This is a genomic window from Streptomyces sp. L-9-10 (assembly GCF_004151105.1).
Taxonomy (GTDB): Bacteria; Actinomycetota; Actinomycetes; order Streptomycetales; family Streptomycetaceae; genus Streptomyces.
In genome coordinates this window covers 302,241-315,072 of the sequence record NZ_PHRF01000095.1, presented here as the reverse complement: position 1 = coordinate 315,072, position 12,832 = coordinate 302,241, and the positions used below count along the sequence as shown (strand labels likewise).

Here is a 12,832-nt window from a genome sequence, read left to right as displayed (position 1 = left end):
ACCCGCCGTACGGTCACTCCGACCGCAGTCCGTCCGGCCGCATCATCCGCCACAGGGGCGGCAGACTGGCCACCGTCACCAGCAGGACCACCGCGACGCCCGCGCCCGCGAAGGGCGCGAACACCCACCAGTCGGCGACCCGTTTGGCGGTCATGTTCAGCAGTACGGCACCGAGGGCCAGCCCGCCCGCGATGGCCAGCAGCGTGCCGAGCGCGACCGGGATCGCGGTCTGCCAGAGCACCGACCAGGCGAGTGCCGAGCGGCGCGTCCCGAAGGCCACCAGGACCGACAGCAGGCGTCTGCGCTCGCGCAGCTGCTCGATCTGGGAGACCAGCATGCTCGCGGCGATCAGCGCCATCGTGGCGGTGCCGCCGATGAACAGACCTGTCTGCACGCTCGCGTACTGCTTGTCGCGTTCGACGGCCTTGAACGTGTGGACCCACATCGTCGGATCGAGCGCCGCCGCGGTGTTGCGTACGTACTCCTCGGCGTCCGTGACCCGTTCGTCGGTCCGGATCGTGGCGCTGGTCCGCGCGTCGGGCATACGGCTCGGGTCGAGGGCGCCCGGGGTGGCGAGGATGCCGTCGTTCTCACGGCCGACCGGGTCCGTCCTGGCCTCGACGGTCCGGGCCGACGCGGGCAGTGTCCACAGCGCGGGCAGCGTGACGCCGTTCACGGTGCGGCTGCCCAGATCGACCGGCTCGCCCGGCCGGGCCGTCTTGTCGACCCAGTCGTTCTGCTTCTTCTTCCCGGGGACATGGGACACGAAGGTGTCCCCGTCCTCGCAGGACGGCAGCCTCGCCAGCTCCCGCAGGGTGGCGCAGCTGCCGACGGTCAGGATGGTGGTGGGCTGGATCTCGTGCGGGGCCACGGGCCCCGGCCTGACGACATAGCTCTCGGCCACGGCGACGACCGCCGTGACGCCCTTGGTGTCGCGGAACCCGTCGGTCATCTCCTGGGCCAGCCGCGCACTGCCGTAGAACGCCTCGATGGTGATGTTCGCCCGCGTCGGATCCTGACCGGTGGGCCTGACGAAGTCCTCGTGCATCCCGGCGAACGTCATCTGAACGGCGATGGCGCCCGCCACGGCCGCGGTGATCCCGATGACCGCCCGGGACGCCGGACCGCTGTTCAGCTGGAGCCTGCGGGCGGCGAGCTGCCACGGCACCGGTCCGCCGGTCAGTCCCGCCACCACCGCCTCGACGAGCCAGGGCAGCAGGGTGGTCAGACCGGTCAGCACCAGCACCGCGCCGGCCGCGATGGGGTACGGATCGACGGCGGTCGCCTCGCCGACCGTTCCGACCGTGCTCAGGATGGTGACACCGGCGACGGGCATCAGCAGCCGCCACCACAGCTGCCGGCGCCGGGGGCGGGCCTCGCGTACGACACCCAGCGGTTCGATGGTGACCGAGCGCAGCGCGACCAGCGTCACCCCGACCGCCACCACCGGCACGGCCGCCACGATCAGCGCGGCGAGCCTCGGCGCGGGGACCAGGTCGGCGGGGAAGGCGGTGAGATTCCACAGCCGCACCCCGCCCGCCAGCGGCCGAAGCGCCAGGAAGAACGCGAACCCGGCGAGCAGACCGAGCGCCGCGCCGAACAGCGCCTCCCCGGCCGCGATACGGCGGGTCATCGCGACATCGGCGCCCACCAGCCGCAGCGCGGCGAGTCTGCGGTCCCGGCGCTCACCGCCGAAGCGGACGGCGGTGGCGATGAAGATGCCCACCGGCATCAGCAGCACCACGGAGATCAGGACGATCAGCACGACCAGGTACGGGTTCATCGGATCCGCTTGGCCGCCGGAGCCGTAACCGGCCGTCCGATGGCCGCCCTGGGCCTTCGTGAGGGTGTCGCTGCCCGCGTAGAAGCGGAGTTCCTCCGGATCGAGCAGACCGGCGTCGGCGATGGTGCCGACGACGCGGTGGCCGAGCCGCTCCGCGAGGAGCGCGCCGTCGGGCGAGTCCAGCAGCTTCCGCAGCGCGGGGGAGACCACCATCTCCCGGGGCCCCGGCACCTTCGCGACACCGGGCGGCAGCGGCGGGCGGGCGCCGTCCGGGCGCAGCAGCTGACCGCCGACGGTGTCGCCGCGGTACTCGGTCTCCGCGTTGATCCACACCATCGTCGTGTCCGAGCGGGGCACCGGAGCCCCGTCCGCCGTCTCCGCGACGGCGCGGGCGGCGTCCCGTTCGGCGCGCGCGTCGATCACCCCCGGTACGGACGCGGCGAGGAAGAGCAGCGTGACACCGAGCCCGACCCCCACGGCGGTCAGCAGCGTACGGATCCAGCCCTCGCGTCCGCCCGCGGCGGCGAACCGTACCCCGAGCCCGAGGTCACGGGCCCAGGTGCGGAGCCGGCCGGGCGCCCGCTTCGGGACCGGGGGAGCGTAGGCGGGGGGCCTGGTCCGGTCGAGGAGCGTCATACGGTGAACTCCGCCTCGCGGACCCTGCCGTCCCGCACGATCACCTCACGGTCCGAGTACGCGGCGACCCGCGCCTCGTGGGTGACCAGGACGACGGCGGCGCTGGTGGCCCTGGCCGTCTCGGTCAGCAGCTCCATCACCCGCTCGCCGTTGAAGGAGTCGAGCGCGCCGGTCGGCTCGTCGGCGAAGATCACGCGCGGCGAGGTGACCAGGGAACGGGCGATCGCGACGCGCTGGCCCTGTCCACCGGAGACCTCGCCGGGGCGCTGGGACCCGATGCCGGCGACCTCCAGCCGCTCCAGCCACTCGCGCGCGGCGCGTTCGGCGTCCTTGCGCCGGACGCCGGTGAGCCGCAGGGGCAGCGCCACGTTCTCCAGGCAGGTCAGTTCCGGTACGAGCTGGCCGAACTGGAAGACGAAGCCGAATTCGCTGCGGCGCAGGGCGCTGCGCTCGGCCTCCGGCATATCGGTCAGCACCCGGCCCCGATAGCTGATCGTGCCCGAATCGGGGGGCACGATCCCGGCGAGGCAGTGCAGCAGCGTGGACTTGCCCGAGCCCGACGGGCCCATGACGGCGACGACTTCGCCCGGGTGGATCGAGAACGTCACGCCGTCGAGCGCGGGGGTCGGTCCGTACGACTTGCGCAGATCGTCGGCGATGAGCAGGGAGCCGGCGGGCGTCATCGGCGTATCGCCGTGGCGAGCCGGTCCAGCCGGGCCGCGGTCAGTTCCAGCCAGCGCAGATCGGCTTCCAGATGGAACAGCGCGTGATCGCAGATCAGCTGGTCGGCGAGGTCGCCCTCACGCTTGCGCGCGGTCAGGTCCCGCATCATCCGCAGATGCTCGGCGCGCTGGGCGTCGAGCAGATCGGCGGCGCTGCGGCCGGTGAGCAGCGCGATGACGACCTTCGTGTACAGGGTCGACTGGAGGTACGGCTCCGGACTCTCCGGCTGCGCGAGCCACTTGCCGACATCGGTGACACCGGCCTCGGTGATCGCGTATCTCTTGCGCTCGGGGCCGCCACCGGCCTCGACGCCGTCGACCACGACGAGCCCGTTCTTCAGCAGCCGGGACATGGTCGAGTAGACCTGTCCGTAGTGCAGGGGGCGGTCGCGGCCGAATTGATCGTCGAAGGACCGCTTGAGGTCGTATCCGTGGCGCGGGCCGGACTCCAGAAGCCCGAGGAGGGTGTGACCGATGGACATTCCCTCACTGTACACGCGGTGTATAGATGTGTGGAGGAGCCCAGTCCCGCCTTGCGACTACGGCTCTTCGCCTGCCGACCACTCTTCGCGAAGGATTCCGTAGGTGATGGAGTCCCGCCAGGCGCCATGGACATGGACGTGTCCGCGGATTACTCCCTCCTCGGTCATCCCTGAGGCCAGGAGTGTCTTCGCGGACGCGGTGTTCATCGGAGCGCGAGCTGCCCAGACGCGATGAAGGTCCAGGTCCAAGAACCCCAGGGCGAGGAGCAGTCGCACAGCTTCTCTACCGTAGCCGCGTCCCCAGGAATCGGATCGCAGCGCGCCTCCGATCGTGGCTGCGCGCTGCTGATGGGGGTCGAGGGCGAGACGGACGTATCCGGTGAGTTCGCCACTGTCCCGCGCGACAAGAGCGAGGGCGTACTCGTCCCGTGGCGAGGCAGTCGCGGACGCTATGGAACGAGAGACGATTCCTTCGACTTCGGTGCGTGAGCGCGGCGCGAAGCTCAGGTGCTCGGTGACTTCGGGGCTGCCGTAGATGGAATGGACCGCTTCTACGTCATCGATGACGAGTTCGCGGAGCGAGAGACGCGCGCTGTGACGATCGACCGGATACATGCTGACCGATGCTAGTGCAGGCTGAGGGCATCCAAGCGGCGCTTGGTGCGAGAGGTGTTTGGCTGTTGCGCTCGAACTGCACGAGCCCGCCGACGCTTCCGCGCTTGAGGGCACGGCGGCGCCGACAGGCCTTTCGGCAGGCGTGCTTCAACGGAGCAGGGCAAGTGGGAGTTGCCGACCGAACATGGCGATTTCATCGCGCAGATCCCTCGCGACCACGGCGTCACGCACCGGTTCACGCAGGAGCGATACCCGTACGCGGTCCACGGAGCCGATGATGCCGGCGTTGCGCTGCGCGGGAGGTAGATCCAGCACAGGCTGAACCGCGGCGGCGGCCCCATCCAGGTCGCCTGAGCCGAGACGCGCGAGAGCAAGATTGGATTGCGCGCCCGCCGCGTCGCCGAATGCCCAGTGCGGATCGTCCGGATCGCTGAATCCCTGTACGGCTTGCTCAGCACGAGTCACCAGGCCCGGCACGGCGTCGGAGTGGCCGAGGAGCACGGTTGCCTCCACCTCGTAGTAGTCCTGTCGGCAAGCGGGAAAGACGAAGTTGCCGCCCAACTCGTCGAGGTCATCGCTCGCCGTCCGGTCTCTGGCTTCGCGTCCACGGAGATTGGCGGCGGCCACGCTTTCCGGGTCCCTGAGGACGGCAGCGGCTCGGGCCTCCAGACCGGCGAGCCATACGGTCACGCTTCCCGTGAGGTCCGTCGCGGCCGATGCTCCTTGGCGAGCGAAGTGCAGAGCGTCCTCAGGACGTTCGGCCCAGTACGAAATGAGGGACTGGAGCCCCCGAACCCAAGCGCTCATGCCGATGTGCTCGGCCTTGTCCGCACACACAGCCGCAGTTCGCGCCTGCATCATGGCCGACGCCGGGTCAGCGAGGTCGTGACTCGCCTTGGCCAGCATTCCGGACAGCAGTGAGGCAAGAAAGTAGAGGTCCCTGGTCTGCGACGGCTTCGCGCGGCCGCTTTCGAGCAACCGAAAGGCGCGATCCTGGAGTTGGGTCAAGTCGTCCAGGACAGCGCCCAGGGGGACGCGTGTATAGATGCCGGCAATGCGTCGGGTTTCATCCTGAAGGTAGGCCATGGTTTCCGGCCCTACCTCGTTGTGCTCCGCCCCCATGGCGAATTCAATGGCGCGTCGTGCGGCCATAGCTGCGTCCCGTCCCATCTTCTGCTGTTCCGCGCCGGAAGCGGCACGGACGTTGGTGTCCGACAAGCTGAACTGCCCAGAAAACCTGTTCCCCATGAGTAGACGTTCCTTGGCTGGAGCCTCGGATAAGAGTTCATGGATCGGTCTCATGAAAAGGTGCGCGAGAATTCTCCGGGCATCGTTCTGAGGCGTCACTCTCCCCGAGTACCAGCGCTCATAGGTCCTGTCCGACACCGTGTGCGTGGTGAGAGAAGAGTCCCGAACCTTCGCAGCCAAGCTTTGTGCTGCCTGGTGGTACTGATCGATGAAGGTTCGGTAGTCCTTCCATCCCTTTTCGTCGATCAGGGACCGGAGGAGCGTGGCCATGGAATCCCCCTGTGCTGTCCAGCGCGATAGGGTGACGTTACGCCCGCGATGCCTGCAACCAGGCCTGTTCATTGGGTTCCTGACGAATCTGTCGGAACTCTGTCGTCGCTCTGTCGAGGGTTTGTCTCCTTCCTCGCTCTGCTCGCGCAGGAATGACGTGGATCTGTCGGTAGATCTGCGTTGGCCGCGTTGCGACGATCGACACCCACCACCTCATGTGCCCAGTTCGCCACGGAAAGTAACCGAAGTGCGAGTGGGGCGAGTGCTGGTCAGTACAGGACTACCGAGGGGAATCGCATGGTGACCATGCTCCCGAAGCAGTACGAAAAAACCGGTTGTCGGCCACCGGCGGGGCCTCCGCCCCAGCTCATGCTCGGCGGTGCTCCGGAGTCCGTCCGGGCCGCTCGTGCCTACGTACGCGAGTTCATCGCGTACCACCTGCCGGATTTGGCACCCGCCCACACGGCCGATGTCGAACTTGTGGTCTCGGAGCTGGTCACCAACGCCGTTCGGTACGGGACCGAGCCCGGCGACTCCGTGCTCGTCGGCCTGAGCGGCACGGCCACCCGTGTCCGTATCGAGGTGCGGGACCCCGTACGGCGGCGGCCGTCCTTCAAGCCCGTTTCACATGAACGCGATCGGGGGCGTGGGCTGTTCATCGTTGAGGCGTTGACGGAGTGCTGGGGTGTGGTCGACCAGCCGTTCGGCAAGACCGTATGGGCAGTGGTGGCACGGTGACGGAGTCGCCGACCGGCCAATCCACTGTCCCGGGCGCAGGGTTCGTCGCGGGGTGTGTCGTCTCGACATGGCTCGACGTCACACGGGCGGGCCCGGTGGCGTGGTTGCTGCTCGGACATCCACCGCCGCGTCGTCGGGGTGAGTCGGCGGAGAGTGTCGAGGCCGGATTGCGGAGCGTTGCCGCCGCGATGGGGCTGCGGCGCGTCGTCGAGAGCGTGCCGTACGTCGGTGAACGCCTGCTGATCCGGGGCCCGATCATCGCTCTCGACTACGGACACCCCGACTGCCTTCTGCGCCTCCCGGACCCCGGCCCTCGTTGGCGCGCCCACCTGACCCGGGGCGGAATGACATGCATCACCCTCGGACTCGATGCCATGCCGCTGGGCGCGAGCCGGGACGCCATCGATACGTACATACGGCGGTCCGCCGTGGCCGGAAGAGCGCTCGTGGGCGCCACCGGCGTACGAACCCGCTGGTGACGAGACGTCACCGGCCTCCGCTGACGGTTCTCGTCATCGCGCTGTCCGCGCTTCTCGTGTTCGTCCTGACGATCGCCAGCGATCAGTTCGCCCCATAGAACCCCCGTTTCCGGCCGGACTCCCGGCGAAGGAAAGGCCGGCCGGAACGGGTTCGGGCCACCACGCGCATCGGCGCCCTGGACATCCCGAGTTCGCGTCGGCGCAGGTAATGCCGCTGGAAAGCGCGGACTGGCTACTCAAGAGCGCGTCCAGGATCGAGGCGACGTTCACTGAACCCCAAGAGGCGACGGACTGGTACATGGCACAACTGGCACGACACGCCGAGACGTTCACCGGCAGCTACGCCCCCCTTGCTGCCTCCGACGAGATCGCCCGGCGCCTGGCGGCCCGCGCGGATGTCGTCGGCGGTTGGTGGGCGACCGGCGGCCGATTCCTGTCCGTCAACCTGATCGCTTGCAGTCCGCACCGTGAGCGCAGGGAGTACGTCTGCCCGGCTCGGTGACAGCGGGCCCGCATGGGTGCTGAAGATCGGCGCCTTGACCAGGGCGTGACGCTTAAACAGTCCGCCCGGTCGACGGCCCGCCCGGTGTTCCGTCCTCCGACTTCCCCTCGGGCGGCCCCGGCTCCGCCGTCTTCGGGGGCCGCCCCCGGCGCGGGATGGGTGCCGCGTCGGTGGGCAGCCGGCCCGCCTCGCCCAGGGCCCGGCGGAGCAGGAACTCGATCTGCGCGTTCGCGCTGCGAAGTTCGTCGGACGCCCATCGTGCGAGGGCGTCGTACACCGCCGGGTCCAGTCGCAGGAGAACCTGCTTGCGTTCGGTCACTGGTAGAGCGTGCCCGTGTTCACGACCGGCTGGGCGGCCCGGTCCCCGCAGAGCACGACCAGCAGATTGCTCACCATCGCGGCCTTGCGCTCGGAGTCCAGTTCCACGATGTCCTGCTCGGTGAGGCGGGTGAGCGCCGCCTCGACCATGCCGACCGCGCCGTCCACGATCAGCCGGCGGGCCGCGACGACGGCGCCCGCCTGCTGGCGCTGGAGCATCGCCGAGGCGATCTCGGGCGCGTAGGCGAGATGCGTGAAGCGGGACTCGATGATGTGGACGCCGGCCGCCTCCACCCGCGCGTGCAGTTCGACGGCGAGCTTCTCGGTGATCTCCTCGGCGTTGCCGCGCAGCGAGAGACCGGCCTCTTCGTGGGCGTCGTACGGGTACTCGATGGCGATGTGCCGTACGGCCGCCTCGGTCTGCGTGGAGACGAACTCCAGGAAATCGTCGACCTCGAACATCGCCTGCGCGGTGTCCTCGACCTTCCAGACGACGACCGCGGCCAGCTCGATGGGATTGCCGTAGGCGTCGTTCACCTTGAGGACGGCCGTCTCGTGGTTCCGTACCCGCGTCGAGATCTTGGTGCGGGAGGTGAGCGGGTTCACCCAGCGCAGTCCGTCCGTACGGATCGTGCCGCGGTAGCGGCCGAAGAGCTGGACGACCCGGGCCTCGCCCGGCGCCACCATGTTCAGTCCGCACATCGCGAAGAACGCGGCGATCGCGACGAGTACGCCGACCGTGATCAGTGCCGCCTTCAGCCCGGCCGAGCCCGCCATGCCTCCCAGAACGGAAAGGGCGACGCCGGCGACGAGGCCGAGCAGCCCGAGCAGCAGGGCGAGCCCGCCGCCGATGCTGTGCGCGGGATTCTCCCGGACCCGCGGTGCGGGCATCTCCGGTATGTCGTCCGTCATGGTCGTAGCCGTAGGTGTGCTGGTGGAAGCCATGTTCTGTCCCCGTTGTCGGTTCACTGCCGCCGATGGGCGGTAGCTAGCATTGTGATTACACATTATGCCCCGGCGCAACCCTCGGGCGCTCCCAGGAGTCGGTTCAGGTGGGATAGGTGCTGATTGTCACGTCCCAAAAGACCTGATCGGTTGCCCTTTGTCACAGCAAGCGGTGTTAGCTTTCTGAGCTGATTCCGGTGGGTGAGCAGCTACGGGGAGTCCTGGCGGAGCGGACGAGAGAGCGGGGCGTGGACGGCGATGGGCCGAGCGGAAGACAGAAGGGCGGGCCGGCACGGAGCGCGCCGCGCCGCCGGGCCGGGCGGCATACGCGGCTTCTTCACGCTGAGAAGACTGCTCGGTGCGTTCTTCGGGCTCTGTCTGCTCGCCATGGGCGGGCTGATCGTGCTCTACGTACTGGTCCCCGTGCCGAGCGCCAACGCGCAGGCCGAGATGCAGAGCAACGTCTACAAGTACAGCGACGGCACGATCCTCACCCGCACCGGCGAGATCAACCGCGAGATCGTCGGCCTGGAGAAGATCCCCAAGGACGTCCAGCGCACCTTCGTCGCCGCCGAGAACAAGTCCTTCTACCAGGACTCCGGCGTCGACATCAAAGGCACGACCCGCGGCCTGATCAACACCCTCTCCGGCAAGGGCAAGCAGGGCGGCTCGACCATCACCCAGCAGTACGTCAAGAACTACTACCTGAACCAGGACCAGACGGTCACCCGCAAGCTCAAGGAGCTGGTGATCTCCCTGAAGGTGGACCGGAACACGAGCAAGAGCGACATACTCGCCGGGTACATCAACACCAGCTACTACGGCCGCGGCGCGTACGGCATCCAGGCCGCGGCCCAGGCGTACTACGGGATCGACGCCTCCGCGCTGAACGTCGCCCAGGGCGCGTATCTCGCCGCGCTGCTCCAGGCCCCCAGCCAGTACGACTGGACGGCGGCCACCGCCACCGGCAGGAAGCTGGTCACCGAGCGCTGGAACTATGTCCTCGACAACATGGTCGAGCAGAAGTGGCTGGATTCCGCCACCCGCTCGGGGCTGACGTTCCCGGTGCCCCGGACGCCGAAGGCCGCCCCGGGGATGGAGGGCCAGGCCGGCTATCTCGTCGAGGCCGCCAACGACGAGCTGGCCCGCCAGGGCGTCGACAAGGCGGAGATCGCCAAGGGCGGCTGGACGATCACCCTCAACATCGACAAGAAGCGGCAGCAGGAGCTTGCCCGCTCGGTCGACAAGCAGCTGGAGAGCAAGCTCGACCGCAAGGACAACAAGACGGACGCGACGGTGCAGGCCGGAGCCACCTCCGTCGACCCGAAGACGGGCCGGGTGGTCGCGCTCTACGGCGGTACGGGCGCCACCGAGCACTGGATATCCAACGCCACCCGCACCGACTACCAGCCCGCCTCGACCTTCAAGCCGGTGGTGCTCGCCTCCGCGCTGGAGAACGGCTCCGAGACCCAGGACGGCCGGAAGATCGGCGTCAACACGCGGTACGACGGCACCAGCGAGCGGCCGGTCGAGGGCAGCGACACCTATTACGCCCCGCAGAACGAGGACGACCGTGACTACGGCCGGGTCAGCGTCCAGACCGCGATGAACAAGTCCATCAACTCCGTCTTCGCGCAGATGGTCGTGGACGTCGGCCCGCCCGAGGTCAAGAAGACCGCCCTGGACCTCGGGATGCGGGACAAGGGCTTCCCCGAACGGCCCGCGATCACCCTCGGCACGATGAACGCCTCCACCTGGGACATGGCGGGTGTGTACGCGACGCTCGACAACCACGGCAGGAAGATCACGCCGACGATCGTGAAGTCCGCCGAGCACAAGGACCGTACGGTCGAGATCCCCGACCCGGTCGGGAAGCAGGTGATCAGCCGGGAGACGGCCGACACCGTCACCCATGTCCTCCAGGGTGTCGTCGACAACGGCACGGGCTTCGAGGCCAGCACCCCCGCCTATGAGGCGGCGGGCAAGACCGGCACCTCGGAGAACAACTGGTCCGCCTGGTTCTCCGGCTACACCCCCCAGCTCACCACGGTCGTCGCGCTGTTCGGCGAGTCCCCCAAGGAGGGCGGCGGGCAGGTCAGCCTGACCGGCACCGCCAACTCCGGCCGGGCCAACGGCGGCGGCTTCCCCGCCAGGATCTGGGCGGACTACACCCTGAGCGCGCTGAACGGCGGCTCCGACGCGAGGTTCGACCTGGACATCGCCACCCCCGTGCGGGAGACGCCGTCGGCACCAGTGGCCCCGAGCAGCCCGGAACAGAGCCCGTCCCCGACGCCCTCGCGGTCGGAGTCCTCGGAGCCCACCCCGTCCGACTCGGCATCGAGCCCGCCCCCCTCCGAGCCGACCGGGGACAGCTCACCGAGCACCGAGCCCGGTGGTGGAGACCCGAGCAGCCCGGGAGGCGGTGAGTCCAGCGACGCCCCGCCGGCCGCGGACAGCCCCGACGACGGGTCGCCGCGGGGCCGCCCGTAACCCGCGCTCTCCCTGCGGACGCGGTCGCCGGACGCACGGTGATCAGTGCGTCCGGCGACCGCGTTCCCACGTCAGCCGCCGTTCGCCTTCTTGGCGATCCGGTCGCCGATCACCTTGTCGATATTGCGCCAGTACTGGAGCGCCCGGTCCAGAACGGGACGGGACACCCCCTGCGCCAGATGCCCGGAGACATTCGACACCAGCCGGTCGCGCGCCGCGTCGTCCAGCACCTGACGGACCTGCGTGCCCGCCTGTCCCCAGTCGTCGTCCTCGCGGTGCAGCTTGTACGCCTCGCGCACCATCTCACCGGCCGCCGCCCAGCCCGCCGGGTCGCCGAACCGGTCCACATCGGCCGCGGGTCCGCCGTACGAGTTCGGCGCGTACGGCCGCGCCGCGTTCGCCGCCTCGTACCGCATCGGACCGTCCTTGGCGTACGAATTCACCTGCGAGCGCGCCCTGTTGGGCGGCAGCTGGGCGTAGTTCGGCCCGATCCGGTAGCGGTGCGTGTCCGGGTACGAGAAGAGCCGGCCGAGCAGCATCTTGTCCGGGGACGGGCCGATGCCCGGCACCAGATTCGAGGGCTCGAAGGCGGCCTGCTCGATATGGATGAAGAAGTTGTCCGGATTCTTGTTGAGCGTCATCCGGCCGACATCGATCAGGGGGTAGTCGCCGTGCGGCCACACCTTGGTCAGATCGAACGGGTTGAAGCGGTAGTCGGCCGCGTCCTCGAACGGCATGATCTGGACCTTCAGGCTCCAGCTCGGCGCGTTCCCGGACTCGATCGACTCGTACAGATCACGGCGGTGGTGGTCACCGTCCGAGCCGGCCATCGCGTCCGCGTCGGCCTGGGTGAGATGGCCGATGCCCTGGTCGGTCTTGAAGTGGTACTTCACCCAGAACCGCTCACCGGCGCCGTTCACCCACATATAGGTGTGCGAGCTGTAGCCGTTCATGTGCCGGAAGGACTTCGGGATGCCCCGGTCGCCCATCAGCCAGGTGACCATGTGCGCGGACTCGGGGGAGAGCGTCCAGAAGTCCCACTGCATGTCGTTGTTGCGCAGCCCGGTGGCCGGGTGGCGCTTCTGCGAGCGGATGAAGTCCTGGAACTTCATGGGGTCGCGTACGAAGAAGACCGGCGTGTTGTTGCCGACCATGTCGTAGTTGCCGTGTTCGGTGTAGAACTTCAGCGCGAAGCCACGGGGGTCGCGCCAGGTGTCGGGCGAGCCCAGCTCGCCCGCGACCGTCGAGAACCGGGCCAGCATGTCGGTGCGCCTGCCCGGCTGGAAGAGGTCGGCCTTGGTGAACTGGCTGACGTCATTGGTCACTTCGAAGAACCCGTACGCGCCCGCGCCCTTCGCGTGGACCACCCGCTCGGGGACCCGTTCCCGGTTGAACTGGGCCATTTTCTCGATGAGGTAGTGGTCCTGCATCAGGATCGGGCCGTCGGGGCTGATGGAGAGCGAGTGCTCGTCGCTCTCCACCGGAATGCCGGCGTTGTTCGTCGTGTACGGAGTCTTGGGGGATGACGCGGTCACGAGCGGGCCTCCCGTCGATAGAGCCCGGGAGAACGGGGACCAGGAACCGGGGAGTGATCCCAGGCCCTG

Annotated in this window: 12 protein-coding genes; 4 read left to right on the top strand and 8 right to left on the bottom strand. The window is 68.7% G+C overall.

What is annotated here, in order from left to right; all coding sequences use genetic code 11:
* Positions 1-13: 13 nt before the first annotated feature.
* The 5 genes from CU044_RS22765 to CU044_RS22745 all read right to left on the bottom strand — a co-directional run bounded on the left by CU044_RS22765 (position 14) and on the right by CU044_RS22745 (position 5,756).
* Positions 14-2,419: an FtsX-like permease family protein gene (locus tag CU044_RS22765; protein ID WP_129770571.1), complete on the bottom strand. Its 2,406-nt coding sequence runs from the start codon at positions 2,417-2,419 to the stop codon at positions 14-16.
* Complete coding sequence (locus CU044_RS22760) at positions 2,416-3,102, bottom strand: ABC transporter ATP-binding protein (protein WP_129770570.1); 687 nt, start codon at positions 3,100-3,102, stop codon at positions 2,416-2,418. Before CU044_RS22760 ends, CU044_RS22765 begins: the two co-directional genes overlap by 4 nt.
* Positions 3,099-3,623: a PadR family transcriptional regulator gene (locus CU044_RS22755; RefSeq protein ID WP_129770569.1), complete on the bottom strand. Its 525-nt coding sequence runs from the start codon at positions 3,621-3,623 to the stop codon at positions 3,099-3,101. Before CU044_RS22755 ends, CU044_RS22760 begins: the two co-directional genes overlap by 4 nt.
* Before the next feature lie 57 nt (positions 3,624-3,680).
* Entirely contained in the window at positions 3,681-4,238 is a 558-nt protein-coding gene (locus CU044_RS22750; RefSeq protein ID WP_129770568.1) for a GNAT family protein, read from the bottom strand.
* Between the two features lie 147 nt (positions 4,239-4,385).
* Entirely contained in the window at positions 4,386-5,756 is a 1,371-nt protein-coding gene (locus CU044_RS22745; RefSeq protein WP_240045772.1) for a hypothetical protein, read from the bottom strand.
* 297 nt (positions 5,757-6,053) lie between these two features.
* Between CU044_RS22745 and CU044_RS22740 the strand changes: the two genes are divergently transcribed.
* The 3 genes from CU044_RS22740 to CU044_RS22730 all read left to right on the top strand — a co-directional run bounded on the left by CU044_RS22740 (position 6,054) and on the right by CU044_RS22730 (position 7,475).
* The gene (locus CU044_RS22740; RefSeq protein WP_345790147.1) at positions 6,054-6,494 is read left to right on the top strand and encodes an ATP-binding protein; all 441 of its coding nucleotides are present in this window, start codon (positions 6,054-6,056) and stop codon (positions 6,492-6,494) included.
* A 188-nt stretch (positions 6,495-6,682) separates the two neighbouring features.
* On the top strand, positions 6,683-6,973 hold the full coding sequence (locus CU044_RS39700) for a hypothetical protein (protein ID WP_240045771.1): 291 nt from the start codon (positions 6,683-6,685) through the stop codon (positions 6,971-6,973).
* Positions 6,974-7,181: 208 nt separating this feature from the next.
* On the top strand, positions 7,182-7,475 hold the full coding sequence (locus CU044_RS22730; protein WP_129770566.1) for a hypothetical protein: 294 nt from the start codon (positions 7,182-7,184) through the stop codon (positions 7,473-7,475).
* A gap of 52 nt (positions 7,476-7,527) precedes the next feature.
* On the opposite strand, the gene CU044_RS22725 is transcribed toward CU044_RS22730, so the two are convergent.
* Positions 7,528-7,845 carry a hypothetical protein gene (locus CU044_RS22725; RefSeq protein ID WP_129770898.1) on the bottom strand — a complete coding sequence of 106 codons (318 nt, stop codon included), beginning with the start codon at positions 7,843-7,845 and terminating at the stop codon, positions 7,528-7,530.
* Positions 7,791-8,705: an SPFH domain-containing protein gene (locus CU044_RS22720; RefSeq protein WP_240045770.1), complete on the bottom strand. Its 915-nt coding sequence runs from the start codon at positions 8,703-8,705 to the stop codon at positions 7,791-7,793. The genes CU044_RS22725 and CU044_RS22720 overlap by 55 nt, the downstream gene beginning before the upstream one ends.
* A gap of 291 nt (positions 8,706-8,996) precedes the next feature.
* Here CU044_RS22720 and CU044_RS22715 point away from each other — a divergent pair, with 291 nt between their 5' ends.
* Positions 8,997-11,228, top strand: coding sequence for a transglycosylase domain-containing protein (locus CU044_RS22715; protein WP_129770564.1), 2,232 nt, complete (start codon positions 8,997-8,999; stop codon positions 11,226-11,228).
* 71 nt (positions 11,229-11,299) lie between these two features.
* Here the strand turns inward: CU044_RS22715 and CU044_RS22710 are convergent, their stop codons facing one another.
* Positions 11,300-12,763: a catalase gene (locus CU044_RS22710; protein WP_129770563.1), complete on the bottom strand. Its 1,464-nt coding sequence runs from the start codon at positions 12,761-12,763 to the stop codon at positions 11,300-11,302.
* Positions 12,764-12,832 lie beyond the last annotated feature (69 nt).

What these genes read in the sequence shown, in the direction of transcription:
- CU044_RS22765 (WP_129770571.1), bottom strand. Translation starts at nt 2,419, where the DNA reads ATGACGCTCCTCGACCGGACCAGGCCCCCCGCCTACGCTCCCCCGGTC.
- CU044_RS22760 (WP_129770570.1), bottom strand. Translation starts at nt 3,102, where the DNA reads ATGACGCCCGCCGGCTCCCTGCTCATCGCCGACGATCTGCGCAAGTCG.
- CU044_RS22755 (WP_129770569.1), bottom strand. Translation starts at nt 3,623, where the DNA reads ATGTCCATCGGTCACACCCTCCTCGGGCTTCTGGAGTCCGGCCCGCGC.
- CU044_RS22750 (WP_129770568.1), bottom strand. Translation starts at nt 4,238, where the DNA reads ATGTATCCGGTCGATCGTCACAGCGCGCGTCTCTCGCTCCGCGAACTC.
- CU044_RS22745 (WP_240045772.1), bottom strand. Translation starts at nt 5,756, where the DNA reads ATGGCCACGCTCCTCCGGTCCCTGATCGACGAAAAGGGATGGAAGGAC.
- CU044_RS22740 (WP_345790147.1), top strand. Translation starts at nt 6,054, where the DNA reads ATGGTGACCATGCTCCCGAAGCAGTACGAAAAAACCGGTTGTCGGCCA.
- CU044_RS39700 (WP_240045771.1), top strand. Translation starts at nt 6,683, where the DNA reads ATGGGGCTGCGGCGCGTCGTCGAGAGCGTGCCGTACGTCGGTGAACGC.
- CU044_RS22730 (WP_129770566.1), top strand. Translation starts at nt 7,182, where the DNA reads ATGCCGCTGGAAAGCGCGGACTGGCTACTCAAGAGCGCGTCCAGGATC.
- CU044_RS22720 (WP_240045770.1), bottom strand. Translation starts at nt 8,705, where the DNA reads ATGACGGACGACATACCGGAGATGCCCGCACCGCGGGTCCGGGAGAAT.
- CU044_RS22715 (WP_129770564.1), top strand. Translation starts at nt 8,997, where the DNA reads ATGGGCCGAGCGGAAGACAGAAGGGCGGGCCGGCACGGAGCGCGCCGC.